The organism is Microbulbifer sp. SE14, assembly GCF_059834885.1.
Map to the genome: position 1 here is coordinate 1 of NZ_JCBAJA010000046.1, position 25,668 is coordinate 25,668.

Consider the following 25,668-nt stretch of genomic DNA (forward strand, 5'->3'; position numbering starts at 1 on the left):
AGTGAAACGCAACATCGCCGATGGTAGTGTGGGGTCTCCCCATGTGAGAGTAGGTCATCGTCAGGCTTCTAAATAAAGAAAGGGCCACCCAAACGGGTGGCCCTTTTTTTTGTTTAGAAGCCTGGCGACGACTTGGTGCCGAACACCTTTGTGACAGGTTGGCGCTGAACCCAAATCGCTGGCTCAAAAACTACCCGGATTTTGGCCGCTGCTTTTTTGTCCATCTACCGTTTGTCGGCGTAAGTACTTGATTCAAGAGGGATATCCCCTACTTATGCACAACCCTGTCCATGCATTCTGTTAGTAACGCGGATATCATCGGAAGAGTCTGGGGCAACTATTCACCGCTGATTTTTTGCACGTTTAATTATGACTGGCATTAACCCTGGCTTTGGCATGAATGTCCCATGGTTATGCACAGTTCTATCCAAATATTCTGTTAGTAACGGCGATGTCACAATCCTCTGCGCAGGCTGGGCTCGGCTACCCGCATGATGGTCGCCTCGATGGCTGTTTCATAAACAGTCTGATTGATGCGAGAGCTGTGCTTCGGCGTCTTTGACTTTGCAGGTTTCATCAGTGCCGCTTTCGTGCTCAGCAAACTGTGAATGTCGTCACACACTCAGCAAAAAAACAAGAGACTGCCGAAAAAAAGGACTTTTGCGACATGCGGCAATCGCTTCTCCCCCGTATTATCAGCTGGCTTTATCGCTGCGCAGACGGCGAATGAGATCTGCCCTGGGTTTGTATGATGTATTGCAAATAGGGCACCGAACCAGCTATCCCTAATTGAGGAGTACAACATGGCCAACGAAGAGCAGCAGTCCAACGATGGGAACTCTAATAGCTTTCTCGAAGGGTTTATGGATCAGGGCAGTGCTGCCCCGCAAAGCAGCTCACGGATGGGCGACGAATTCGAAAAGTCGGTAATCGGTAAAAATATCAAGTTCCGCGGTGAGCTGATTGGCAACGAAAGCCTGCATATCGAGGGCACCATTGAGGGTACAGTGATCATGGAGGGGCACAACCTCTCTGTGGGCGCCGGCGGTGAACTGAATGCAAATATCCATGCGAAGAACATCATCGTTGAGGGGGCCCTCACCGGCGATGCGCTGGCGGAAGAACTTATCGAAATCCGTCGCACCGCTGTTGTTAAAGGCAACCTGACTGCACCGCGCATCCAGCTGGATGACGGCGGTAAGTTCCGCGGTTCCATGGATATGGTAGACACCGATGCGGAAATGAAAGAGCGTATCAACGACTTCAAGGAAAAGTTGGTGCACCCGAGCCTGCCGCCGCGCGATGCCGATGGCAAGAGCAAGAAGGTAGATGCGGGCAGCGGTCTTTTCTCCACTGCAAGTGCCGATTATGCCGAAGTAGAAGAGGAACCGGTGACCGAGGCCTGATGACGGTCGGTAACCGGGTACCGCGACGAGCGGTGCCTGTGGGCACTGCTTGGTCGCGAATTGTTGTGGTGTGTTGAGACTAGGTGTATGCAACATCACTCTTTTGGCTTGGCGGCGCTCAATCAGGAGATAATTCAACCGGGCTTTCGCATTTTGGATCTGGGTCCTCTGGCAGTGGGTACCACCCAGGCCTTTCTGCAGATGAATTGCCCCTGCTATATCGAGGACTTGATTGATTTTTTCGCGGAGAACCAGCAGGCTGCCGATTTAAAGACGGCATTGCGGGAGCACCTGGTCGCAAAGCCGGAAAAAACAAAGTTCGACGTTATTCTCTGCTGGGATCTGCTCAATTTCCTCAGCGTGGAACTGATTGCCCACTTGGTCGAGCTACTGCAGCCGAACCTCAAGCCCGGCACATTGATGCACGCAATGATCTACACCTCTGCCCGTGGTCCACAGAGGCCGGCAAGGTTCAGGCTGCTACAGGATTTTACCTACGAAACCGCCGACGACCCGGACTACCCTCTGGCACCCTACCAGGGGCATTCGACGGTGGCGCTGATGCAGAGCCTGGGGCGTTTCAATTTGAGCAATTCGCTGGTACAGCGCCAGGGGATGCGCAAGGACCTTATCGAGTACTTCTTTGAATACGACAGCGGCACTCCTGCGGGCAAGGTGCGTCCTGGCGGTTCTGCGGATTTGGCGACTTACTTCTCCGTTTCCGAAACGGATTCGGCACTGTCCCTGACCGGACTGGCGACAGCCATGGCTTCTGCGCGCAGATCCCCGGTCAGCCGCGTGATCGATTGTGGCCCCCGGAGTGGACGCAATGTCGGTGCCCTGCAGGGGCAGGTGGGTGACTTGTTTGTGCTGGATTTACACGCCGCGATCCAGTGGCGCAAGAAGCGCGGCGAGGACGGCTGCCAGGCCATTCGCTCTGTCTTTGGCAAGTTCGCCGACCTGGAGCCCTGCGATGCGATCCTTACCTGGGATCTGTTCAGTTTCTACAGTCCCCGGGAGGCAACAGTGCTGGGCGAACTACTGCTGTCAAGGCTGAAGCCTGGCGGGGTGCTGCACATCATTTTTGCCAGGCGGGAGCGCCTGGCGCAGAGGCCTTCGGTTTTCGAGATACAGGCGGATGAGCGGGTGTTGGTGAAGGAGTTCCCGCAGGGAGAGGAAAAGGCGCATTTCACTAACCTGGCGGAACTTATCCGAGTGCTGCCGCGCCTGCAGCTGGTGGGGCAGGGCCATGGCAAACTGCCCGGTGGAGCTTTTTATCACGAGCTCGCGTTAAAGCAATTCTCTTAGGTACAGATAATGTCAGGACTGTTACATCAGGTGTTTATAGCCTTGACCCCAGCGGCAGTTACCGAGGGGTTCCTTGTGCTGATGCTGTCGATCTTCGCCTTGGCGCTGCTGCTGCGCTTTACCGGGCGCGGACGCGACTTTGTGGAGCAGGGGCCGGGATTCCTTACGTCGCTTGGTATCCTCGGCACCTTTATCGGGATCATTATCGGTCTCTACGATTTCTCCCTGGAGGAGATAGATCGCAGCATTGCGGACCTGATGGCGGGGCTGAAGACTGCCTTTATCACCAGTGTGATTGGCCTGGCCCTTTCGTTACTGCTGCGGGCATGCAGCCGCATGCTGCGAATGCCGTCGGATCCGGTGCAGGGCAATGCCACTGTCGACGACCTGAACCGCAACCTGATCCAGCTGCACTCGGCATTGGAGAATTTCTCCCAGCGCTCCAGTGCGGAACTGGTGGGCTGTCTGGAGAAAGTGGTGGCGGAATTCAACGCGCAGCTGCAGTCGCAGTTCGGTGACAATCTGCAGCGCTTCTGTGGCCAGTTGGCCGACCTGGAGCCGGCCCTGGGCAGCGCCGCCGAGGCATACCGAGCGCACGCCGAGCGGGTGGCCTCCTGGAGCCAGCGCTGTGACGAGAGCCAGCAGGCGCTGATCGGCCAACAGAAGGTTCTGGGCCAGATGTACGACCGCATTGCCGAATTGCCACAGGTATACCGCGGCATGGACCAGCTGCTGGAGCGTCAGGGGCAGCAGGCGGAGCAGCTGGGCCGGTTGCTCGGCGCGCAACACGAATCGGTGCGGCAGTTGGCAGAGTTGGTGCCGCAATTGCCGCAGAATATCGAACATCTGTCGCGCAGTGTGGCGGCGGCGCAGAAAGGCGTGGACGAAAACCTCGCCGCCATCAACAAGCTGATGGAGAGCCAGGCCCAATCATTGGCGGAGCGCTTCCAGCACCTGTCCGCGGCGCTGGAAAACCTCCAGGCGCTGGATCCGGAGGCGATGCGGAGCCTGGTCGGCGACTCGGCCCGGGTGCATCGGGATTCGATGCGCGAACTGGCGCAGATGATCGCCGGGACCCACCGCGAGATGCTGCAGGCCCTGACCGAAGTCATGCGGCAGGAGTTACGGGATGCGGATATCTCCATCCGCCGCCAGTACGAGCAGATGGACAGGGTCATGGCGAAGCAGGTGGAACAGGTGCTCTCGGCAATGGGCGAGGCCCTGGCCACCATCAGCGGCAACTTCACGCGGGACTACCAGCAGCTGCTGGCGCAGATGCGCCGCCTGCGGGAGCGGGAAGCAGAATATGCCGAGTAGTCTCTCTGCCAGGTCCGCTTCCGCTGAAGAAAGCGAGTGGTTGAGCGTCTCCGACCTGATGGCGGGGCTCATGATGGTATTTCTGTGTATCTCCATCGTCATGATGCGCTCGATGATGGAAGAGCGTGAAAAGATCCGCGCGCTGGCACAGTCCTATCGGGACAACCAGCTGGCGATCTACCAGACACTGATGCGGGAGTTCGGGGAGGACTTGCCGCATTGGGGGGCGACGATCGACAAGGACCGCCTGATCATCGCCTTCAACAACTCCGACGCCATGTTCTCCACCGGCGAAGCGGAGATGAATCGGGAAGCGCAGCGGGTGATGCAAAATTTTTTCCCGCGTTATATCGCCGCGCTGAAGCCCTATCTGGGATCTATCAGGGCAATTCACATTGAGGGACACACCAGCTCCGAATGGGGAGCCGGGGGCAATTCCAGGGACAATTACTTTAACAACCTGCGCCTGTCGCAGAATCGGTCGCGCGAGGTACTGCACTTTGTGCAGGGCCTGATGCCCGCCGAAGAGGTTCCCGGCATATTGGCAATGGTGGCAGCCGTCGGCTACTCGTCCGCGCGACCGGTTCGGCGTCCCGACGGCAGCGAGGACCCGGAAAAGTCCAAGCGGGTCGCTTTTCGCGTGATTACCAATTCGGAGGCGCAGATACACCGGATATTAGAGGAGGCCCTATAGTGGCACTGTGGAAACAGGCTCTGGCAAAGCTGCGTGGGGTGGATGCCACGCAGGCATCCGGGGCTGAGGCGGAAACCGGAAGCGATGTAACGGCGCTGGTGGACGATACAGAGGAGGAGACAGCAATACAGCCGGGCGACGCCAGCGATGCGGGCAGTGCACTTGCGCGCGAACTGCGCTCCGGTATCGAGATCAGTATCGGCGACCTGGAGAGCTGCGGGGCCGGTTGGCGCTACCGCGGGCACCCGGTGATGGTGTTCGGCACCGACGCGCCGGAACTGGAAGGCCCGCGGCGGCGCGACTTCTTCTCCCTGGTGCACCTGCACCCCTGCTGTGGAGCCTTGCAGAGCGAAACCCGCAGCGCCTGGGTGGGGACGGATCTGGCCGGGATCAACGAGTCTCACGACCGGGGGCCCTTCTCCCTGTGCAGGTCTTGCCTGGAAGCCGCGGCGGGGCGGAGTGCCGATCCGGTTTCTTTCGACTTTTCCTCCCATGTGCGCAGCCACGGCGACAGCTACTTCGGCGAAGTCCCCAGCTACTGGCGGCCGGGCGCCGACAGCCAACCGCTGCAGCCGCCCGCTGCTGAGAGTGAAGGCAGTTGTCCTCACTGTGGTTGCGCCTCGGAAGATGGCGGCTGGCAGCTGAGTGCCAGCGACGCGCGGCAACTGTCGCTGGACGAGGGCAGCTGCTTGCTCTGTGCCGAGCGCCGGGTGGAGGGTTGCCTGCATTTCCAAAGCGAGCAACTGTTGGCGGCGGCGCGAGGCCGCTATCGTTTCCTGGTTGCCCAGGCGGCAAAGGCGCCGGCGCCCTCCTGGAAGCTGGCGGAAGCGATACTGCCTTCCGGGTGGCAGCCCCTGCTGCAGAGCCTGCAACGGATACTGCCGCCGCCGGAACTGTTTTTCGATTATGCGGAGTCGCTGCCGCCGGCAGTGCTGGCGTGGCCGGCACTGAGCCGAGGTATTGTGGAGAAGATGGGTACCGCGGAGAAAGGGGTGGCGAACTGGAATCTGTGGACCCGATCCCAGATCGAAGCGGAACTGGGCTTCAAATTGCGCTGATCGCAGTTGCGAGCCTGAGCAAAAAAATACCCCGCTGAAGCGGGGTATTTTTTGTTCGGCCGATGACTCGCCGCCCTTGTGGCTCACCCTTCGGTCTTGCCGTTTTGTCAGGCCTTGACGGTATTTCCCGCCCCCGTAGAGCTGCGGCCTCGCAGCCACAGCCAGATGGCGGCGACCAGAATGGCCGCCTGCAAACCGATTCCCTGCCAGGTGGAGTAGATTCCCAGCCAGTCAAAGCTGAAGGAAACCGGCAGCGGTGTAATGCCGATCAGTGCGGCTTCCTGCAGGGCCGCAACGGCCTTGCCTGCGAGCACAAACGAAAGTGCCAGCAGTATAAAAGTGGTGGCGGAGAAGAACTTGCCGATCGGCAGGCGCGCGGAGTAGCGCACCAGGGCCCAGCCGATCACGGCCAGCAGGGCGGCGCCGGCGGCGATGCCACCCCACAGGGAACCGTACTGTCCCTCCGCAGTCTGGGTGAGCAGGGACTGATAGAAGAGGATGGTTTCAAAAATTTCCCGGTAGACGGCGATGAACGCCAGCCCGGTGATACCCCACAGGGTGCCTGCGCTCAGGCTGCGGTTGATGCTGTCCTGGATGTACTTCTGCCACTCCTGCGCCTGGGTCTTGCTGTGCATCCAGAAGCCCACATAGAAGAGCACGGCCGCGGCCAGCAGTGCGGCCACGCCTTCCATGACCTCACGGCTGGCCCCGCTGATGGAAATCACATTCTGTGCCAGCACCCAGGTGGCGAAGCCGGCGACAAAGGCGGCGGTCCAGCCGAAGTGCACATATTTCAATGCGTCGCGGCGCCCGGTTTTCACCAGGATGGTGGTCAGTGCGATAACCACCAGCAGCGCCTCCAGGCCCTCGCGCAGCAGGATGATCAGGCTGGCCACGAAGAGCGCGGCGTCGGACAGGTTGGATTCCTCCAGTAGTGCCTGGGCCTGATCCAGGCGCTCGAGCATGGCGTTGACCTGCTGCTTTACCCGCTGCGGATCGCTGTCGGCATTCAGCTGCGCGCGCAGACCGAGCAGTTCGCTCTCGATGGAGCGGCGCAGGTCCGCGTCGCGGGAGTCCAGTGCATTTTCCACCAGTTCGAACCCGTCCAGGTAGGCGCTGACCGCGAGGGTACGCGCACTGTCGTAATCGCCCTGCTGGTAGGTGGCCAGCGCTTTCTGCAGCTGGCTGTAGGCGATATCCATGGGGTTTCCATCCCGCGCCTGCTTCTTCGCAAACAGCAGTGCCGGATCGGCGCGCAGGGCGGCGACGGTTTCCGCGGGGATTTCCGGGCGGTCGTTGCGCAGCACCTGCGGGCTGTACATCACCAGGTCCTGCAGGCTCAGCCGGCTGCCGGGCACGTCGGCATCTTCACCGGCGAAGGCGAGGCTGCCCACATAGAAGGCCAGCGACCAGCGCTGCTGCTCCGTCAGGTTGCCAAACGCAGTCATTGCGGTGCCATCGATACCGTTGCTGATCGCATCGTAGAGGCCGAGCAGGGAGCGGTTTTCCGCGCGCTCGCGCTCGTGGAAGTTGGTGGGCGGCGGCTCCAGCTGCGCCGCCAGCGGGCCGTCGCCCATGCCGGTGTCGCCGTGACAGGCAATGCAGTTGGCCTGATAGAGGGCGCGGCTCTCCTCGACGCCGAGCAGGGACTGCGGCAGCGACAGTGCCGGGGCCAGGGACAGCAGGCCCTGGCGCAACTTGGCGGTGTGGGTTTGCACTTCGGCGAGGCCCGCCTTGCGCTGGATGGCTGCCTGTAGCGCTCGGGCTTCGCCGCGAATAGTCTCCGCCTCCGGCGAGGGCGCCAGCCGCTGCCCGCGGTCGATCAACAGTTCGGCGAACTCCTCCATCTCCGCGTATTCGTCATCGTTGATGATCTCGCCGTTTTCCACCGCTTCCGGATAGTCCACACCGATGTACTCCGCCATCTGCATCAGCTGGCGCAGCTCCTGCTCGCTGAGGCCCGGCTCCTGGGCCTGGGCGGGAGTGAGGGTAAAAAAGAGCACCGCCAGCAGCAGGCGGGCCAGGTGATGGGAGATGCGCATGAGATGTCCTTTATGTTGACGCAAAGGCTGTTGCTATCAGGCGCACAATATTATTGATAATTATTCTCACAATAAAGCCCGCGTCGCTCTTTCTTCTCTGGACCGCGTTGCTTGCAATTTAAGTTGTGCACAATAAAATTGTACACAACTTAAATGGACCGATAGGGAGATTCCCCATGAGCGAGCTCTACTCCATACCACTGCAAGCCGCTGACGGCAGTTCCACCTCCCTGGAAGAGCACAGGGGCAAGGTGCTGTTGATCGTCAATACCGCCAGCAAGTGCGGCTTTACCCCCCAGTACAAAGGGCTGGAGGCACTGCATGACAAGTACAAAGAGCGGGGACTGGCGGTGCTGGGCTTTCCCTGCAACCAGTTCGGCAAGCAGGAGCCGGGCAGCGACGAGGAAATCCAGCAGTTCTGTGAGCTGAACTACGGCGTCAGCTTCCCGGTCTACGCCAAACTGGAGGTGAACGGCCCCGCTGCCCACCCGCTGTTCGCGGAGCTCAAGAAACTGGCGCCGGGCATCCTGGGCACCGAGGGCATCAAGTGGAACTTCACCAAGTTCCTGGTGAACCGCGACGGGCAGGTGGTGAAACGCTTCGCGCCCAAGGACAAGCCGGAAGCCCTGGAAGCGGAAATCGAGCAGCTGCTCTGATGGGGATATGCGACGATAACGGCGGCCCGCTGGCGCTGAACCGCCAGCTCTGTTTTGCGCTCTACGCCGCCTCCCGCGCCATGACCAAGGCCTACGGGCCCATGCTGCAGGACCTGGGCATTACCTATCCCCAGTACCTGGTGTTGATGGTGCTGTGGGAGTGGGATCAGCTGGACGGGGACGCCGATACCAGTGTCGGCGCCCTGGGCCAGCGCCTGATGCTGGACTCGGGCACGCTGACACCGCTGCTCAAACGCATGGAGCAGCGCGGACTGGTGGCCCGCCGCCGCGCGCCTTGGGACGAGCGGGTGACTATGGTGGCAATCACCGACGCCGGCCGCGCGCTCAAGCCGCGCGCTCAGGGCTGGGTGATGGGGCAGTTGGAGGCCTCGTCGATATCACGCGAAGAAGTGGAACAGCTGCACGGCCAGTTGTGGCAGTTTCTGCACAAGCTGGGTGCTGCCGGCTGAAGTTCCGCCCTTTCCCGGCGCCGGATGCAGCCGATTGAATTTTCTTCGTCAATCGCTGCATCCAAATTCCCCGCCCGTCGCATCTTACCTCCGTGGGCGCGATTCGCAGGCACTCTATTGCATCTGCCCGCATCAATGGACATAACAAAAAACAAGGCGGCAATCAGATGATATTCAACACGCCTCTCTTCTTCGCCTTCTTTATAGTCTTCCTGCTGTTTTACGGGTTTGTATTCCTGCAGCGGAGGCCGCGGGTCTATCTCATCCTGGTGGCCAGCCTGGTGTTCTACGGCGCCTGGAACTATGCGTTTATCCCGCTGTTGGTCGGCAGTGCGGTGATCGACTACTTCCTCGCCCAGGGCATCGCCGCTGCGCCGGTGGGGCGACGGCGAAAACTGCTGCTCGCCACGTCCATTGCCGTGAACCTGGGCATATTGGCGGTGTTCAAGTACGCGGACTTCGCCATAGGTTCTGTGGCCGATCTGTTGCGGGCGCTGGGCTACGAGCCGTCGCTGTCGTCGCTGGAACTGATTCTGCCGGTGGGTATCTCCTTCTACACCTTCCAGAGCATGAGCTACACCATCGACGTCTACCGCGGCGATATGCAGCCGCGCAAGGGGCTGGTGGAGTTCACCGCGGCGCTGGCGTTTTTTCCGCAGCTGGTTGCGGGCCCGATTCTGCGCGCGCGGCAGATTCTGCCGCAGTTCCACAAGCTGCCGCTGCCCAGCTGGATCAATGCCAAGCACGGTTTCCTGCTGATTACCGTCGGCCTGATGAAGAAGACCATGGCGGACCTGCTGGCCGGCCCGGCGGCAACCGCCTTCGATGCCACGGGGCCTATCAGTCTGATGGAGTCCTGGACCGGCGTACTGGCTTTCGCCGGGCAGATCTACGGTGACTTCTCCGGCTACAGCGATATGGCCATAGGCCTGGCGCTGCTGCTCGGCTTCCAGATACCGCTGAACTTCCGCCTGCCGTATTTCGCGATTTCTCCGGTGGACTTCTGGCGCCGCTGGCATATCTCCCTGTCCAGCTGGCTGCGCGACTACCTCTATATCCCCCTGGGCGGCAACCGCCGGGGCAACCGCTACCGCAATATCTTTATCACCATGCTGCTGGGCGGCCTCTGGCACGGTGCCGCCTGGACTTTCGTCGCCTGGGGAGCCTTCCACGGCGCATTGATAGGGGCTACCCACAAGCTGGGTGAGCTGCGCCTGTTTGCGCCCTTGGCCCACTCGCGCTCCCTGTGGATACGTTTGTTCAAGTGGGCGCTCACTTTCTACCTGATCCTGCTGGGCTGGGTGCTGTTCCGCGCGGCCAGTCTGGAAGGTGCCTGGCAGATGTTGGTGACACTGCACAGTTTCGGTGCCGCACTGCCGTCGCCGTCCCACGGCGCCGCGCTGGTGCTCGGGCTCACCGCGGCGGCGCTGCTGGTAATGCACCTGGTGGATTACGCTGTTCTGCAACACGGCGAGCGACTGGCACAAAAGCCCTGGGGATTCTGGCCGGCACTGGTGACGGTGCAGGCCCTTTGTCTGATGATAGGAGAGCCGAGCAGTGAATTTATCTACTTCCAGTTCTGAGCGCGTGCTCTTTGCCCGCATTTTTCTCGTCATCCTGTTGGGCATGGGCGCGGCCCTGGGGTTGGTGCGGCTGTTTCATATTTCCACCGGCATTACCGCGGACAACTTTCTCGGCCGTGTGCTGCAGGCCAGGGCCGCGCTGCCGCGCATTACCAGGGAGCCGCAGGAGCTGGCGATGTTTTTCGGCTCCTCGATGGTGCAGGCTGGCTTTTCGCCGCGGCAGTTCGATCGCGAAATGGCCGCGCGGGGTCTGCCGGTAAAATCCTTCAACTTCGGTTTCGGCGGCCTGAACCCGCTCTTCCAGGACATTCTGTCGCGCCGGGTTCGGGAGCAGTTCGAGCGCGACGGGCGCCGCCTGAAGATTGCGCTGATCGAGTTCAATCCCTTCCAGGCCACCGTCACCCGCCGCAATGGTGCCCGCGAGGCCGAGGAGACGATGCTGGCGATTCTCGGCACGCCGCGGGAGTTTCTTCGCGTGCTGATGGAAGACCCCGAGCGCGGCGTGCGGCTGTTCAATATCCGCTACCTGCGCGACGGCATCTCCGCCGAGGCCTTCACCAGCTTTGTCGCCGGCGAGATGGCCCCGCCGCGCGCACGCACGGAGATTCCCGAGGACGAGGCCGCGGCGGCCCGGCGCCGGGAACTGGACAAAATTCTGGACCGGCGCTTCGAAGAGGATTACCCGGATTACAGGGACGAGCGCTGGCACTACGGCTGGCAGGGCGGCGGCACCATCCCGGAAGAGCGCTCCGCGGACACCCTGGTACTGTTCGACGAATTCTACGGGACGCTGCGCACCGAGCACCGGCTGGACGACGACCGGTTGTTCCGTATCCACTCTGCCGACATCATCGAACTGCGCTTCGATCCGGAGCTGCTGGAGGCCTTCATCCGCATAGTGAAGAATTTCCAGGCCATCTCCGATCGCGTGGAAGTGCTGATGCTGCCAAAGAATACCGCCTGGATCCGCAATACGCCGGAGGCCGATGCGCGGCTGGCGGCCGCCGTGGCCCGCATCGAGGAGGCCACCGGCCTGACGCTGCACGACGACCGCGAACTGCCGGCCATCACCCCGGAGATGTTCGTCGACACCACCCACCTGGCCCGCTACACCGGCGGCGTGGCCTACACCCGCCACCTGGTGGAAGCGCTGGCGCCGCATGCGGAGACGGCGGCGGCCGAATAGGATCGGGGCGGCCTCCGGTTGCGGCGGACCGGGGGTGCTGCTCTTTCGATGACGTGGCAATTTGGGATGTGCATCCTAACTTTCCTCTCTTTTTCTGTCTTTATTAGGATGGTTGTTGACCGTTGCTGCGCCGCGAAGGCATAATGCCCGGACTCCAACCCAGCGCCGAAACCGCCATGCACACCGAGCACTTCAATTCCTGGCACCTCTACCGCGCCCTAGCTTTCTCGCTGCGACTGCCGCGCTGCGGCATATAATTTTATTCCGTTACCCTCCGGCAGAATTCCACACTGTATTTTTTGGGCGCGTAGACAGCGCCAAGGTCGCTGTTTAGCCTCGAGCCAAATAAGGAGAAGAGCCCAAAATGAGCACTAAGAAAGATAAGTTAGTCATTTTCGATACCACTTTGCGCGACGGCGAGCAGAGTCCCGGCGCCTCCATGACCAAGGACGAGAAGATCCGCATCGCGCGCATGCTGGAGCGCATGCGCGTAGACGTGATCGAGGCCGGCTTCGCCATCGCCAGCCCCGGCGACTTCGAGGCGGTGCAGGCGGTGGCGGAGACCATCAAGGACTCCCGCGTGTGCAGCCTGGCCCGCGCCATGGGCCCGGACATCATCCGCGCCGGCGAGGCCCTGAAGAATGCCAACGCCTCGCGCATCCACACCTTTATCGCCACCTCGCCGATCCATATGAAATACAAGCTGCAGATGGAGCCGGAAGACGTGCTGCGCCAAGCGGTGGAGGCGGTCAAGACCGCGCGCCAGTTTACCGACGATGTGGAATTCTCCCTCGAGGATGGCAGTCGCTCCGAGCCGGAATTCATGTACCGCATCATCGAGGCGGTGATTGCCGCCGGTGCCGGCACCATCAATATCCCGGACACCGTCGGCTACGGCGAGCCGGGCGAGTACGGGGCCATGTTCAGGCGTGTGATCGAGAATGTGCCCAACTCCGACAAGGCCATTTTCTCCACCCACTGCCACAACGACCTGGGGCTGGCGGTGGCCAACTCCCTGTCCGCGGTGATGAACGGCGTGCGCCAGGTGGAGTGCACCATCAACGGCCTCGGCGAACGCGCCGGCAATGCGTCGCTGGAGGAGATAGTGATGGCGGTGCGCACCCGCCAGGATCTCTACCCGGTGGAAACCGGCATAGACGCCACCCATATCGTGCCCACCTCGCGCCTGGTCAGTTCCATCACCGGCTTCCCGGTGCAGCCGAACAAGGCCATCGTCGGTGCCAACGCCTTCGCCCACGAGTCCGGCATTCACCAGGACGGCGTGCTCAAGCACCGCGAGACCTACGAAATCATGCGCGCCCAGGACGTGGGCTGGGGCCACAACCGCCTGGTGCTGGGCAAGCATTCCGGCCGCGCCGCGGTCAGGGCCCGCTACGAGGAGCTGGGCATCACCTTCGAGGACGCCGGCGAGTTTCAGATGATTTTCGAGCGCTTCAAGGAGCTGGCAGACAAGAAGCACGAGATCTTCGACGAGGACCTGCAGTCGCTGGTAGCCGGCAGCGAGGCTCCGGTGGAGCACTTCCAACTGGAAGACCTGGAAGTGCGCAGCAAGATCGGCAGCCTGCCGCAGGCGTATCTGCGCCTGCTGATCGACGGCGAGTCCCACCGCGCCGAGGCCTACGGCAGCGGCCCGGTGGACGCCACATTCAAGGCCATCGAATCCATCGCCAGGAGCGAGGCGGACCTGAAACTCTACTCGGTCAACGCCGTTACCCAGGGCACTGACTCCCAGGGCACTGTGACCGTGCGCCTGGAAAAGGACGGGCGCCTGGTCAACGGCGTCGGCGCCGATACCGATATCCTGGTGGCGTCCGCACAGGCCTACCTGGATGCGTTAAACTTGCTCACCAGTGGAGAGAGCAAGAGAAAAGGCGTTTAAGTGAACGAGCTGCAGCGAGCGGAATACCTGTCTGTCCTGGGCGTGGCCAGTTATATGCCGCGCTTTGTACTGCCGCTCGCGCCCGAGCCGCGCCAGGCCCAGCTGCCGCCGGCGGAAGAAACGCCGAGGGGCGCAAACCCGCTGCCACAGTCCGCTGCGCAGATAGTGGTCGCCGAGCCGGAATCCGCGGCGCCTGCTCCGGCAGCGATCGGGGCGAAGGCCGCCGAACCACAGGCGCCCGCGGCCGAGCCGGACTTGCTGCGCGATATCGGCCAGCTCACCGAACAGGTGAAAGTCGCCCCCGCGGCCCCGGCCGCGCCGGTGACCCAGGTCGCGCCGCCGCAACAGCAGGTACAGCCATTTGTACTCAGCTGCTGGTGGCTGGGCGAGGAGCTGCTGGCGGTGGACAGCCGCGAACCCGGCGCCGCCCTCCCGGTGGAGGCGCTGTTCAACAACATCGCCCGCGCCTTGCACTGGCACCAGTTGCCGCGGGAGCAGGACCGCCTGAAATGGCCCCTGGCGGAAAACCGCTTCGGCCCCGCCGCCTCGGCGGACGAAGCCCGGGACACCTGCTCCAGCTGGCTGGAGGCCGTCAGCCGGCGCCGCCCGGTCAAGTCCATCTGGCTGATGGGGCAGCAGGCGCGGGACTTCTGCGCTCCCCCCTCACTAAAACAGCCCCTCGAGAACCCGGTCAACGACTGGAACGGCATTCGCGTGATCGCCATGCCCAGCCTGTCGCAGCTGCTGCTGGAGCCGGAGCGCAAGCGCGACCTGTGGCAGCTGTTGCGGCAGACCTATCCCGAGCACACGCGGGTCAAATGACCTCCGCACTCGATATCCCCGGCGCCCGCCTGGTTGCGGCGGCCGAGTCCGATTGCGCGGCGCTGGCGGCCCTGGCCCGCCGCGCCCAAGCACACTCCTGGAGCGAGCGGCAGTACCGGGACAGCATAGCGGCCGGCCACTGGTGCTGGCTGCTGCTGTCGCAGACTGGTGAGGCCATCGCCTGCTGTGTGATTTCCCCGCTGTTCGACGAGGCGGAAATTCTCGATATCGCCGTGGACCCCGACTGGCGCCGGCGCGGCATCGCCGAGAGATTGCTGCAGCAACTGATCGCCGGGCTGCCGCGGGAAATCTCCCGCGTGCTGCTGGAAGTGCGCGCCTCCAATCGCGCCGCCCTGTCCCTCTACCGCAAACTGGGTTTTCACGAAGATGGAGTGCGCAAGAATTACTACCCGGTCGAAGGCGGCGCGCGCGAGGATGCGCTGCTGATGAGTCTCTCCCTGGAACGGCGGTAACTGCACGCCCTGGATTTCCCCCGTAGGTGCGGCGGGGCGGACGGCCGCTCCGCCGCACCTACGCAGAGAGAGGCTGTTAAAATATTGCTCTATCTGTCTGTTCCATCCGCTGCGGTCTAGCGAAATTCACTTCTCCGCAAAGAGTTTTTCATGGCGTTATCGCAAAAGAACCCCTCCCTGCTCGAAGGCTCTGTGGCCGGTCACCTGCAGCGCCTGGCCCTGCCGATGGTGTGGGGCATTCTCGCCACCATGTCGTTCAACGTGGTGGACACCTACTTCGTCGCCCAACTGGGCAGCGCACCGCTGGCGGCAATGAGTTTCACCTTCCCGGTGGTGATGGTGATCAACAGCTTCGCTATTGGCCTGGGTGCCGGCACCTCGTCGGCGGTGGCGCGGGCCTACGGCGCCGGTGACCTGGCGCGGGTACGGCGGCTGGTGACCGACGCCTCGCTGCTGGCACTGCTGGTTGCGCTGGCGATCAGCGCCCTCGGTCTGGCGACCATTGAACCGCTGTTCAAGCTGCTCGGCGCCACCCCGGAGATGCTGCCGCTGATCGCCGACTATATGGTGCCCTGGTACCTGGGCGCGGTCTTCGCGGTGGTGCCCATGGTGGCACTGTCGGCCCTGCGCGCCATCGGCAACAGCGCCCTGACCGGACGCATCATGGTGGCGGTGGCCCTCTTCAACCTGGTCCTGGACCCGCTGCTGATTTTCGGCCTGCTCGGCTTCCCGCGCCTGGAGCTGCAGGGTGCGGCACTGGCCACGGTGATCGCCCGCGGTATCAGCTTCTTCGCCGCCCTCTATTTCCTGGTGCGCAGGGAACACCTGATGGCGGCACCGCGCCTGTCGATGCTGCTCGACTCCTGGCGCGCCGTGCTGGCGGTGGGCCTGCCGGCCGTGGCCACCAACGTGATTATCCCGATGGCCGGCGGCGTGGTGGTGGCGCTGGTGGCGGTGCACGGCGCCGACGCGGTGGCCGGCCTGGGCATTGCCCTGCGCATCGAGCCGGTGGCGCTGATCGTTTTCTACGCCCTGTCCGCGGTGGTGGGGCCCTTTATCGGTCAGAACGCCGGCGCCGGCAAGACGGGCCGCATGCGGGAGACGGTCAGCGTGCTGGCGCGCTTCTGCATCGGTTTCGGCTCCGCGCTGGCGCTGCTGCTGTATTTTGCCGGGCCGCCGCTGGTGGGGCTCTTCAGCGACTCGCCCGAGGTGCTGGCGGTGGCGGTGGCCTACCTGACCCTGGTGCCCTTCAGCTACGCCGGCTATGGCTTCGTGATGTCCGCCAACGCCGCTTTCAACGGCCTGGGGCACCCGCTACCGGCCACGCTGATCTCCTTCCTGCGCGTGCTGGGCGTCTACCTGCCGCTGGCATGGCTGGGCAACAGCCTTTGGGGAATTACCGGCCTGTTCGCCGCCACGGCGGCGTCCAACCTGCTGCTGGGTACCCTGGCCTGGTGGTGGCTGCGCCGGGATATCGGCGCCCGTGCGGCGGGCAGTGAGACTGCCGTAAAATTGCAGACCCAGTAATCAGGGGGGACTCTCCATGCGCCGACTCGCTGTTCTTCTCTCCGCAACCGTGCTCGCGCTGGCGACTCATTTCGCCGCGGCCGCCGGGATACCCCGGTGCGCGTTTTGTTGCGATTCCGGGCATGGCGCATACGCTGGGGCCGAAGGCGAGTGCGCTGATGCTGGGGGAGTTGGTGCCGTTTCTGCAGTCGCAGCGGCAGCTGGCTGTAGAGTAAACTCCCTGTCTCCCCTCTCCGCTTGCGGGAGAGGGGCCGGGGGAGAGGACAAACTGTAGGAGCGGCGGATGGCCGCCCCGCCGCTCCTACAAAAAAACGTTTTTAAATGGCCTCGGTGGCTTCTGCCAGCCATTTTTGCGTCTTCTCATTCACCAGCGGCATCAGCGTCTCCCGCACCCGCTGGTGGTAGTTATTCAGCCACTCCTTTTCTCCCTCGGTCAGCAATTCCACATCGATCAGCCTGCGCTCGATAGGCACCAGCGTAAGCTCCTCGAACTCGAAAAAGCCGTGGTGCTCCGCGCACTCCTTGACGAAGATCAGGTTCTCTATCCGTATCCCGTACTGCCCTGTCAGGTAGAAGCCCGGCTCGTTGGACAGGATCATGCCCGGCTGCAGCGCCACGCCGGTGGCCGCCTTGCCGATGCGCTGGGGCCCCTCGTGCACGCTCAGGAAGCTGCCGACCCCGTGGCCGGTGCCGTGGGCGTAGTCCAGCCCCGCGTCCCACAGCGACTTGCGCGCGAAGGCATCTATCTGCTCGCCGCAGGTGCCGTTGGGGAAGCGCAGGGTGGCTATGGCGATATGGCCCTTCAGCACGCGGGTGAAGTGCTCCCTCGCCAGGTGCGGGAATTCCCCCAGGGCCAGGGTGCGGGTCACGTCGGTGGTGCCGTCCGGGTACTGGCCGCCGGAGTCGATCAGGTAGATGCCCTCGGCCTTGATCGGCAGGCTGGACTCGCGGCTGACCCGGTAGTGCACTATGGCGCCGTTGGGGCCGTAGCCGGAGATGGAGTCGAAGCTGTCGCCCCGGAAGCCCTCGCGCGCCTCGCGTTTGGACCTGAGCAGTCGCACCGCTTCCAGTTCGCCGAAATTCCCTGCCGCTATCGCCTCAGGCAGTTCGGCCAGGAACTCGCACAGGGCGGCGCCGTCGCGCTCGTGGGCGGCGCGGCTGCCGGCCAGTTCCACCGCGTTCTTGCACGCCTTGGCCTGGGTGATGGGGTCGCGCTCCTGCAGCAGTTCTATATCCAGCGCGCGCAGCTGCTGCAGCGTCCAGCAGTTGGTGATCTGCGGGTCCACCCAGACCCTCGCCACGTGATGGCGCCTGGCGGCGGCGAAGAGCTCGCTCTTGTCGTTGACAATGGTCACCTCGTTGTTCAGGTGCTCGATCAGCGCCTCGCCGACCGCTTCCCTGGCCAGGTACAGCGTCGCGCTGCCATCCCGGTAGAGCAGGGCGCTGGCCAGCGCCACCGGCAGGTGCGGCACGTCATTGCCACGGATATTGAACAGCCAGGCACAGACCTCGGGGTTGGGCAGCCACAGGGCGTCGGCGCGCTTGTCCGCCAGCAGTTCGGCGATGCGTCGGCGCTTCTCCGCGGAGTGCTCGCCGGTAAAGGTATGGGGGTGGGGACGCGCCGGGCCGCAGGGCGGGGCGGGCCTGTCGGTCCAGACGGCGTCGATCGGGTTCTGCTCCAGCGGGCGCAGGGCGATATCGCGTTCGCCGAGGCGCTTCTTCAGCAGCGCCAGGCCCGGCTCCGTGTGCAGGCGAGGGTCGTAACCCAGGGCCTCGCCCTCCTTCAGCTGGTCGCACAGCCAGTCGGCGATGATGCCCATATCCAGGTTTTCCTGGTCGATCGGCTGGTCGCCGAGCTGCTGCTGGGCCTGCAGGGTGTAGCGGCCGTCCACGAACAGCGCCGCGTGCCGGGTGCCGACCACCGCCATGCCGGCGGAGCCGGTAAAGCCGGTGAGCCAGGCCAGGCGCTCGTCGGCGGCGGGCACATACTCGTTCTGGTACTCATCCCCCCGCGGCACCAGGAAGGCCTGCACCCCCTGCCGCGCCAGTTCATCCCGCAGCGCCTGTAAGCGTTCCCGACTCATGGTCCACCTCTCCTCAATTTCCGTGGCGGCCCTGCTGCCGCTGGCTGTTTGCGGGACACGGGCTAGGCGCCCGCCGTGAATACATCCCTGTAGGCTTGTCTGCGAGGTCCCTCTCGCAGACAGTCCCGCAAACAGCCACCGGCATCAGGACCTTCGCATCTGGCTAAATCACATGGTTCAGCTTGAAAAAGCGCAGTCTACCAGCCCCCTTGCAGCCTTGCCGACGTGTATAATGCGCGCCTTGTTTTTCCGCTGATCAGCCGAGTTACCGAATCTTAGATTATGGGCCAGAGTTCTACCCAGGCAGGCTATACCGGCCGCCGCACCTTCGCGATCATTTCCCACCCGGACGCCGGTAAGACCACGGTGACCGAAAAGCTGCTGCTGTTCGGGAATGCGATCCAGCTGGCCGGCTCGGTCAAGGGCAAGAAGGGTCCCCACGCGCGCTCCGACTGGATGACCATGGAGCAGGAGCGCGGCATCTCGGTGACCTCGTCGGTCATGCAGTTCCCCTACAAGGGCCGCACGGTCAACCTGCTGGACACCCCCGGCCACGAGGACTTCTCCGAGGACACCTACCGGGTGCTGACCGCAGTGGATTCCGCGCTGATGGTGATCGACGGCGCCAAGGGTGTCGAGGACCGCACCATCAAGCTGATGAACGTCTGCCGCCTGCGCACCACGCCGATACTGTCGTTTATCAACAAGCTCGACCGCGACATCCGCGATCCCATAGAGGTGATGGACGAGATCGAGGAAGTGCTGGATATCCAGGCCGCGCCGATCAACTGGCCGCTGGGCTCCGGCAAGAACTTCAGGGGCGTCTACAACCTCTACACGGACACCATCCACGTGTACAAACAGGGCCAGGGCCACACCATCCCCGACGATATCCAGATAAAAGGGCTGGATTCCGCCGAGGCGGACGCGCTGCTGGGCGAGTACGCCGAGGATATCCGCGAGGAGATCGACCTGGTGCGCGGGGCCACCCACCCGTTCGACCTGGAGGCCTACCTGGCCGGCCAGCTGACGCCGGTGTTCTTCGGTACCGCGCTCGGCAATTTCGGCGTGCGCGAAATGCTCGACGGCTTCGTCGAGTGGGCGCCGGGCCCGCAGCCGCGGGAGACCAACGAGCGCACCGTCGAGCCGAACGAAGACAGGTTCAGCGGCTTCGTGTTCAAGATCCAGGCGAACATGGATCCCAAGCACCGCGACCGCATCGCCTTTATGCGTGTCTGCTCCGGCACCTACAACCGCGGCATGAAGATGAAGCACGTGCGCATCGGCAAGGACGTGAAGATCGCCGACGCGGTGACCTTCATGGCCGGCGACCGCACCCATGTGGAGGAGGCCATCGCCGGCGACATCATCGGCCTGCACAACCACGGCACCATCCAGATCGGCGACACCTTTACCGAGGGCGAGAGCCTGAAGTTTACCGGCATTCCCAACTTCGCCCCGGAACTCTTCCGCCGCATCCGCCTGAAGGATCCGCTGAAACTGAAGCAGCTGCAGAAGGGCCTGCAGCAGCTGTCGGAAGAGGGCTCTACCCAGGTGTTCTTCCCGCTGGACAACAACGACATCATTGTCGGCGCCGTGGGGGTGCTGCAGTTCGAGGTGGTGGCCTACCGCCTGAAGGACGAGTACAAGGTGGAAGCCGTCTACGAGAACGTGAACGTGAACACCGCGCGCTGGGTCGACAGCGACAGCGCCAAGGAACTGGAAAACTTCAGGCGCAAGGCCAGCACCAACCTGGCCCTGGACGGCAGCGGCCACCTGACCTACCTGGCACCGACCCGGGTCAATCTGCAGCTGGCGGAAGAGCGCTACCCGGATATTCGCTTCTACGCCACGCGCGAGCACTAAAATACGGGACCCGGGACCCGGGACTCGGGACTCGGGTAGGGTGCGCCGTGCGCACCACTGTAGGAGCCTGCTTGCAGGCGAACAGATCGGAACTCCGTAGCCTTTCGCTTGCAAGCAAGCTCCTACAAACGCATGGGCAACAAAATTGAGAGAAGAATCGACGTGAGTATCCCAAAGAATCTACCCGAAGAAATGCCGCGCATCGGCAACCGCTTTACCGCCGCCATCGGCAAGCTGCTGGTAAAAATGCTCGGCTGGCGTATCGAGGGCGAATTCCCGCCGGAGAAAAAGGTGATGGTGGCGCTGGCTCCGCATACCTCCAACTGGGACTTCGTCGTCGCCATGCCGTTTATCATGGCGCTCAGGCTGAAGGCCTCCTGGCTGATGAAAAAGGAGGCCTTCTTCTGGCCGTTCAAGGGCCTGTTTATGTGGCTCGGCGGCATTCCCACCGACAGATCCGCCCCCGGCGGCATGGCCAAGCAGGTGGCCAGCCAGTTTCGCGAGAATGAAAAAATGTGGGTGGCCATCACCCCCGAGGGTACGCGCAAGAAAGTGGCCAAGTGGAAAAACGGTTTCCTGCGCATCGCCTATGCCGCCGGCGTGCCCATCCTGATCGTCGCCTGGGATTTTCCCAACAAGCGTATCTGTGTCGATTCCCTCTATCGCCCCACCGGCGACCTGGAGGTGGATATGCGTGAGATACAGCGCCGCTTCAGCAAATACCAGGGCCGCAACCCGGAAAAACAGACCGACTTTGTTGAAGAAGTCGGGGGTAAACAAGAGAAACAGTGACCCAGGAAACGTGGAGCAGTTAACCGGCGATCTCTCCCTCATCACCTACCTGATACTGACCGCGGTGGCCTTCACCGCGGGCTTTATCAGCGCCATCGCCGGCGGCGGTGGCATCATCACCCTGCCGGCACTGCTGTGGGCCGGCATACCGCCGCTGGACGCCCTGGGCACCAACAAATTCCAGAGCGTCTTCGGCACACTGTCCTCGGCAATCAATTTCTTCCAGAAGGGCCACCTGGACCTGCGCCCCCTGTGGCCGGGCCTGCTGGCGGCCGTCATAGGTTCCGCACTCGGCACCTGGAGCGTGACCCAACTGGGCGGCGAGCAGCTGAAAACCCTGCTGCCGATACTGCTGATCGCGATTGCCCTCTATTTCATGTTCTCCCCGCGCATCTCCGATGTAGACGCCAGGCCGCGCATGCCGAATGGCCTGTTCAATATTCTGGTTGGCGGCGGCATCGGTTTTTACGGCGGCTTCTTCGGCCCGGGCATGGGCTCCATCTACGCGCTGGCTTTCGCCGCGCTGCTCGGCTACAACATGCGCAGGGCCACCGCGCACACCAAGCCGTTGGTGCTGGCCACCAACGCCACTTCGATGTTTATCTTTATGGCCGGCGGCCACCTGCTGCTGTGGCTGGCGATCAGCATGTCCGCGGCCCAGTTTGTCGGTGCGCGGCTGGGTTCCAACCTGGTGATCTCCCGTGGTGCCAGGCTGATCAAGCCGGTGGTCATCCTGGCGACCATCGCCGTTGCCATTCGTCTGCTGATGGAATCGAGATGACGCTATTTCTGACCCTGTTGCTTTCCTTCGTGGTCTTCGTCCTGATAATCTGGGCCTTCATGCATATGCGCACGCCGCGCTTCCGTGTGGACCGCAAAGATTTCCTCAAAGGGCTGGAAGACGTAATCGCCGGCCAGGCGGACGACAATGAGTGGCGGGTACTCACCGGCTACCCGATGCGCCACGACCCGCAGCTGGAGAAGCTGCGCCTCGAGTGTCTGGAGATCGAAGAGGCCGAATACACCGGCGGTTCGCCCTACCTGTTTACCGACATCGGGCTGGAGCGCCTGCGCGGGGTACGCCAGCGACTGCTGGCGGCCGACGGCGAAAAAGACAACGACAAATAATCCAACGAGCGTTATCAAAGGATAAAATCATGTTCAGACCACTGCTGACCCTGACCGGCGGACTGATCGCGGCCCTGGCCGTAAGCGCGGCCCAGGCCAAACCGCTGTCCCAGGAAGACATCTCCGTAGCGGAAGTGTTGCGCGACCGCGCGCTGGAATCCTCCGATGCCTACAGCATCGTCGAGTCCCTGACCGTGGAAGTGGGCCCGCGCCGTGCCGGCACCGAGGGCGACCGCCGCGCGGTGGACTGGGCGCAGCAGAAAATGAAAGACCTCGGCTTCGACCGCGTCTACACCGAGCAGATCGACGTGCCACGCTGGTACCGCGGCCACGCCCACGCCGAAGTGGTCGCGCCCTTCCCGCAGCCGCTGGTGGTCACCTCCCTCGGCTACGGGGCCGCCACGCCCGACGGCGGACTGACTGCGGAGATCGTCGAGTTCGCCGATGTGGGAGCCCTGCTGAAGGCGCCGGCGCGCAAGGTCAAGGGCAAGATCGCCTTTATCAACAAGCGCATGGAGCGCGCCCGCACCGGTGAGGGCTACGGCCCGGCAGTGGGCGGCCGCAGCAGGGGCATGCGTGCCGCCGCGGAGAAAGGCGCGGCGGCGCTGCTGCTGCGCTCCGTGGGCACCGACTCCGACCGCTTCGCCCACACCGGCATGATGTCCATTGACGGCGTCGAGAATCCGGTGCCGGCCCTGGCCCTGTCCGCCCCCGACGCCAACCTGCTGGAAGCCATGCTCAAGCGCGGCAAGCCGGTGCAGGTAAAACTGGACGTGGACAACGAGCGCCTGGCCGACGGCCCTTCCTTTAACGTGATCGGTGAAATCACCGGCCGCGAAAAACCGCAAGAGGTGATGATCATCGGCGCCCACCTGGACTCTTGGGACGAGGGCACCGGCGCGCTGGACGACGGCGCCGGCGTGGCCATCGTGATGGAAACTGCGCGCCTGATCGCCGAACTGCCCCAGCGCCCGCGCCGCACCCTGCGCGTGGTTTTATTTGGTGCCGAGGAAATCGGCCTGGTGGGCGCCAAGCAGTATGTGGATGCGCACCAGGACGAACTGGACAACATCGTCGCCGTGTCCGAATCCGACTTCGGTGCCGGCAAGATCTGGCGCTTCGACACCCGCCTGCCGGAGAGCAAGTTCGATATAGCCGACCAGATGATGCAGCTGCTGGCCCCCCTCGGCATAGAGCGCGGCAACAACGAATCCCACGGCGGCCCCGACAGCAGCGTCTTCGTCGCCCTGGGCGTGCCCGCCTTCGGTCTCTACCAGGATGGCACCGACTACTTCGACTACCACCACACGCCCAACGACACCCTGGACAAGGTGGACCCGGACAAGCTGAAGCAGAATGTGGCGGCCTGGGTGGTGATGTCCTTCCTGACGGTGGAAATGGAAGGTGACCTGGGCAGGGTGCCGACTGAGCACTGAAGCCTTCGGAGCCTCTGGTCGGTAATGTACGGCCAAATTTTCCAATCGAAACCCCGTCATTTGCACGGGGTTTTTTGTATATGGCACCCGGATCAACCGGGATCAGAAGCCGGTGGCTCTTGAATAACGGGAAATACCTGTTAAGTTATTGATTTATAAGGGATGGGGGAGGTATTCAAGAGCCGATGACAGGGCTGGGATAGTGAGCCTGGGGCAATATAATTCGGTCCCTCAGAACTGTCTTTATTATGTAACCATTTGATTTTAAAGGAAATTTTTCCCTCTGACAGTGCTCTCTTTTTGAGTTATAGAGCGAAGGTGATATAAAGCTATTGGCTTTTGAATAAAACTGTTAAGCACACAAGGACGAAATGTGGTTTCGGATAGAGAAAAAATACTTACAAAACTGGAAGAAATAGAATTTTGGCCAGAGCTGAATGAGCAGCTAGAAGCTTATCTAGATAAAGCAATAAGCCTAAAGGATATTGAATTTGTAGAGGCTCTGCTCAAGGCTGGTGCTAATCCAAACCCAAAGGATAATCTTGACGATCATCTTCACTACTTGTTGCATGAGTATAAGGTTGAAAGAACCATCAATGGAAATTTGATTCTTTCCATCATCGAGATGCTTCTTAGATTTGGTGCCAACCCCAACAGAGTTTGGTGTAATAATCTACGGGCTTATGACTACGCAGTATCCGAGAACGTTACTTCAGTAGTAGAACTTCTGGAAAAGTACGGGGCTGACCGAGAGCTTAGGGTGCCAGTGTAGTGCTTAACCAAGCAATGCAGCCGACGGCTAAGTTTATGCACTTCTAGCGCTGTCGCTGCGCTCCATTATCGCGCAAAAAGCGCACAAACTTAGCTGCGGCTGATTGCGGCGTTATACGGAAAGGAGTAATCAGTGAGCTTCGATCTCATGGTGTTTGAACCATCGGCAGCCCCCACGGAGCGGGCCAAATTCATGGAGTGGTATCAGGCGCAAACCGAGTGGTCTGAAGACCACAGCTATCAAGACCATTCTGTTACGAGCCCGGCCTTGAAAGCCTGGTTTGAAGAGATGATTAACTTCTTTCCGCCTATGAATGGCCCATTGGCATCAGATGATATCGATGATGAGAAAGTAACAGATCACTGTATTGGCAAAGAAGTAATTTATTCAGCCTTCGCCTGGTCTGTAGCTGAAGAAGCCTATAGAAAAATGCGTGAACTCGCCATAAAGCACAACGTGGGTTTTTTCGATGTAAGTGCAGATCAGGGCGAAATTCTATTCCCCGGGCGGTCAATAACAGGGTCGGCCGCTAAATCTAAACCATGGTGGAAATTCTGGTGAATCCGTATAACCAGGCCAAGCTGGCGGACATCCTGCACAAAGCCTTCGCGCAAAAAGTCGTTCCGGCTGCCGCAGCTGGCAACGTTATGCAAGGTAATAAATGAAAAAATATCTATTGTTTTTTACTTGTATTTTGGTCGGATGTGCCGGATACAATCCAAGCTTTAACTTACGCCCAAAAGCAGGAATGGAAAAACCTATTGCAGATTTTGATAGTGATAGAAAAGATTGCATCGCAGCTGTCAATTCTATTTTTGAGAACTCTATAGGCGGCCCAACTGGAGCAGGAAGGCCAATATTAGATGATCCAAAGGGTAAATCCCCAAGTGAACTGGCAAATCTAGCGATTAGACGAAAATTCGAGTCAAATGAACAGGAGCTTGTTTTTAAACATCAAGAAATGAAGAATACAATGTATCTGAACTGCATGGATTCACGTGGGTGGGCTAAGCCAGCCCGCCACTGACCCGGCCAGAGAGGGTGTTCAAAACTCTGTGTCAGCCAAATAGCCTCACAGGCTGATGTATTTCTCCAGGCGGTCCGGGAAGTGGATCGTCAGCTGTGATAGCGTCAGGTTCCAGTTCTGA

General features: G+C 61.7%; 23 protein-coding genes. 21 read left to right on the forward strand and 2 right to left on the reverse strand.

Annotated features, from left to right (window positions below; genetic code table 11):
* Nucleotides 1-803 precede the first annotated feature (803 nt).
* From AC6R19_RS21595 to AC6R19_RS21615, 5 genes are all read left to right on the forward strand, one after another.
* Nucleotides 804-1,406, forward strand: coding sequence for a bactofilin family protein (locus tag AC6R19_RS21595; RefSeq protein ID WP_500581955.1), 603 nt, complete (start codon nt 804-806; stop codon nt 1,404-1,406).
* A 153-nt stretch (nt 1,407-1,559) separates the two neighbouring features.
* Nucleotides 1,560-2,714, forward strand: coding sequence for a class I SAM-dependent methyltransferase (locus AC6R19_RS21600; RefSeq protein WP_500581956.1), 1,155 nt, complete (start codon nt 1,560-1,562; stop codon nt 2,712-2,714).
* A gap of 42 nt (nt 2,715-2,756) precedes the next feature.
* A complete protein-coding gene (locus tag AC6R19_RS21605) occupies nt 2,757-4,031 on the forward strand; it encodes a MotA/TolQ/ExbB proton channel family protein (protein WP_500581957.1) in 1,275 nt (424 codons plus the stop codon).
* A complete protein-coding gene (locus AC6R19_RS21610) occupies nt 4,021-4,725 on the forward strand; it encodes an OmpA/MotB family protein (RefSeq protein ID WP_500581958.1) in 705 nt (234 codons plus the stop codon). The genes AC6R19_RS21605 and AC6R19_RS21610 overlap by 11 nt, the downstream gene beginning before the upstream one ends.
* Nucleotides 4,725-5,783 (forward strand): hypothetical protein, encoded by a 1,059-nt coding sequence (locus tag AC6R19_RS21615; protein ID WP_500581959.1) that lies wholly within the window; start codon nt 4,725-4,727, stop codon nt 5,781-5,783. Before AC6R19_RS21610 ends, AC6R19_RS21615 begins: the two co-directional genes overlap by 1 nt.
* A gap of 107 nt (nt 5,784-5,890) precedes the next feature.
* Here AC6R19_RS21615 and AC6R19_RS21620 read toward each other — a convergent pair whose 3' ends face one another.
* Nucleotides 5,891-7,825 (reverse strand): cytochrome c/FTR1 family iron permease, encoded by a 1,935-nt coding sequence (locus AC6R19_RS21620; RefSeq protein ID WP_500581960.1) that lies wholly within the window; start codon nt 7,823-7,825, stop codon nt 5,891-5,893.
* 176 nt (nt 7,826-8,001) lie between these two features.
* Here AC6R19_RS21620 and AC6R19_RS21625 point away from each other — a divergent pair, with 176 nt between their 5' ends.
* The 8 genes from AC6R19_RS21625 to AC6R19_RS21660 all read left to right on the forward strand — a co-directional run bounded on the left by AC6R19_RS21625 (nt 8,002) and on the right by AC6R19_RS21660 (nt 16,442).
* A complete protein-coding gene (locus AC6R19_RS21625) occupies nt 8,002-8,481 on the forward strand; it encodes a glutathione peroxidase (RefSeq protein WP_500581961.1) in 480 nt (159 codons plus the stop codon).
* Nucleotides 8,481-8,951: a MarR family winged helix-turn-helix transcriptional regulator gene (locus AC6R19_RS21630; RefSeq protein WP_500581962.1), complete on the forward strand. Its 471-nt coding sequence runs from the start codon at nt 8,481-8,483 to the stop codon at nt 8,949-8,951. The genes AC6R19_RS21625 and AC6R19_RS21630 overlap by 1 nt, the downstream gene beginning before the upstream one ends.
* A 167-nt stretch (nt 8,952-9,118) precedes the next feature.
* On the forward strand, nt 9,119-10,534 hold the full coding sequence (locus tag AC6R19_RS21635; RefSeq protein ID WP_500581963.1) for an MBOAT family O-acyltransferase: 1,416 nt from the start codon (nt 9,119-9,121) through the stop codon (nt 10,532-10,534).
* Nucleotides 10,509-11,720, forward strand: coding sequence for a hypothetical protein (locus AC6R19_RS21640; protein ID WP_500581964.1), 1,212 nt, complete (start codon nt 10,509-10,511; stop codon nt 11,718-11,720). Before AC6R19_RS21635 ends, AC6R19_RS21640 begins: the two co-directional genes overlap by 26 nt.
* A 364-nt stretch (nt 11,721-12,084) precedes the next feature.
* Nucleotides 12,085-13,620 (forward strand): 2-isopropylmalate synthase, encoded by a 1,536-nt coding sequence (locus tag AC6R19_RS21645; RefSeq protein WP_500581965.1) that lies wholly within the window; start codon nt 12,085-12,087, stop codon nt 13,618-13,620.
* Nucleotides 13,621-14,442 (forward strand): uracil-DNA glycosylase family protein, encoded by an 822-nt coding sequence (locus AC6R19_RS21650; RefSeq protein ID WP_500581966.1) that lies wholly within the window; start codon nt 13,621-13,623, stop codon nt 14,440-14,442.
* On the forward strand, nt 14,439-14,915 hold the full coding sequence (rimI, locus tag AC6R19_RS21655) for a ribosomal protein S18-alanine N-acetyltransferase (RefSeq protein ID WP_500581967.1): 477 nt from the start codon (nt 14,439-14,441) through the stop codon (nt 14,913-14,915). Before AC6R19_RS21650 ends, rimI begins: the two co-directional genes overlap by 4 nt.
* 150 nt (nt 14,916-15,065) lie before the next feature.
* Nucleotides 15,066-16,442, forward strand: coding sequence for an MATE family efflux transporter (locus tag AC6R19_RS21660; RefSeq protein ID WP_500581968.1), 1,377 nt, complete (start codon nt 15,066-15,068; stop codon nt 16,440-16,442).
* Nucleotides 16,443-16,759: 317 nt separating this feature from the next.
* Here the strand turns inward: AC6R19_RS21660 and AC6R19_RS21665 are convergent, their stop codons facing one another.
* Nucleotides 16,760-18,526, reverse strand: coding sequence for an aminopeptidase P family protein (locus tag AC6R19_RS21665; RefSeq protein WP_500581969.1), 1,767 nt, complete (start codon nt 18,524-18,526; stop codon nt 16,760-16,762).
* Between the two features lie 282 nt (nt 18,527-18,808).
* On the opposite strand from AC6R19_RS21665, the gene prfC reads away from it, so the two are divergent.
* The 8 genes from prfC to AC6R19_RS21705 all read left to right on the forward strand — a co-directional run bounded on the left by prfC (nt 18,809) and on the right by AC6R19_RS21705 (nt 25,547).
* Nucleotides 18,809-20,392 carry a peptide chain release factor 3 gene (gene prfC / locus AC6R19_RS21670; protein ID WP_500581970.1) on the forward strand — a complete coding sequence of 528 codons (1,584 nt, stop codon included), beginning with the start codon at nt 18,809-18,811 and terminating at the stop codon, nt 20,390-20,392.
* A 162-nt stretch (nt 20,393-20,554) separates the two neighbouring features.
* The gene (locus tag AC6R19_RS21675) at nt 20,555-21,184 is read left to right on the forward strand and encodes a lysophospholipid acyltransferase family protein (RefSeq protein WP_500581971.1); all 630 of its coding nucleotides are present in this window, start codon (nt 20,555-20,557) and stop codon (nt 21,182-21,184) included.
* A 10-nt stretch (nt 21,185-21,194) separates the two neighbouring features.
* On the forward strand, nt 21,195-21,965 hold the full coding sequence (locus AC6R19_RS21680; protein ID WP_500581972.1) for a TSUP family transporter: 771 nt from the start codon (nt 21,195-21,197) through the stop codon (nt 21,963-21,965).
* Complete coding sequence (locus AC6R19_RS21685; protein WP_500581973.1) at nt 21,962-22,312, forward strand: hypothetical protein; 351 nt, start codon at nt 21,962-21,964, stop codon at nt 22,310-22,312. The genes AC6R19_RS21680 and AC6R19_RS21685 overlap by 4 nt, the downstream gene beginning before the upstream one ends.
* Before the next feature lie 29 nt (nt 22,313-22,341).
* Nucleotides 22,342-23,748, forward strand: coding sequence for a M20/M25/M40 family metallo-hydrolase (locus AC6R19_RS21690; protein WP_500581974.1), 1,407 nt, complete (start codon nt 22,342-22,344; stop codon nt 23,746-23,748).
* A gap of 373 nt (nt 23,749-24,121) precedes the next feature.
* Nucleotides 24,122-24,520: a hypothetical protein gene (locus tag AC6R19_RS21695; RefSeq protein WP_500581975.1), complete on the forward strand. Its 399-nt coding sequence runs from the start codon at nt 24,122-24,124 to the stop codon at nt 24,518-24,520.
* Nucleotides 24,521-24,652: 132 nt separating this feature from the next.
* Nucleotides 24,653-25,081, forward strand: coding sequence for a hypothetical protein (locus AC6R19_RS21700; RefSeq protein ID WP_500581976.1), 429 nt, complete (start codon nt 24,653-24,655; stop codon nt 25,079-25,081).
* Nucleotides 25,082-25,181: 100 nt separating this feature from the next.
* Entirely contained in the window at nt 25,182-25,547 is a 366-nt protein-coding gene (locus AC6R19_RS21705; RefSeq protein WP_500581977.1) for a hypothetical protein, read from the forward strand.
* Nucleotides 25,548-25,668 lie beyond the last annotated feature (121 nt).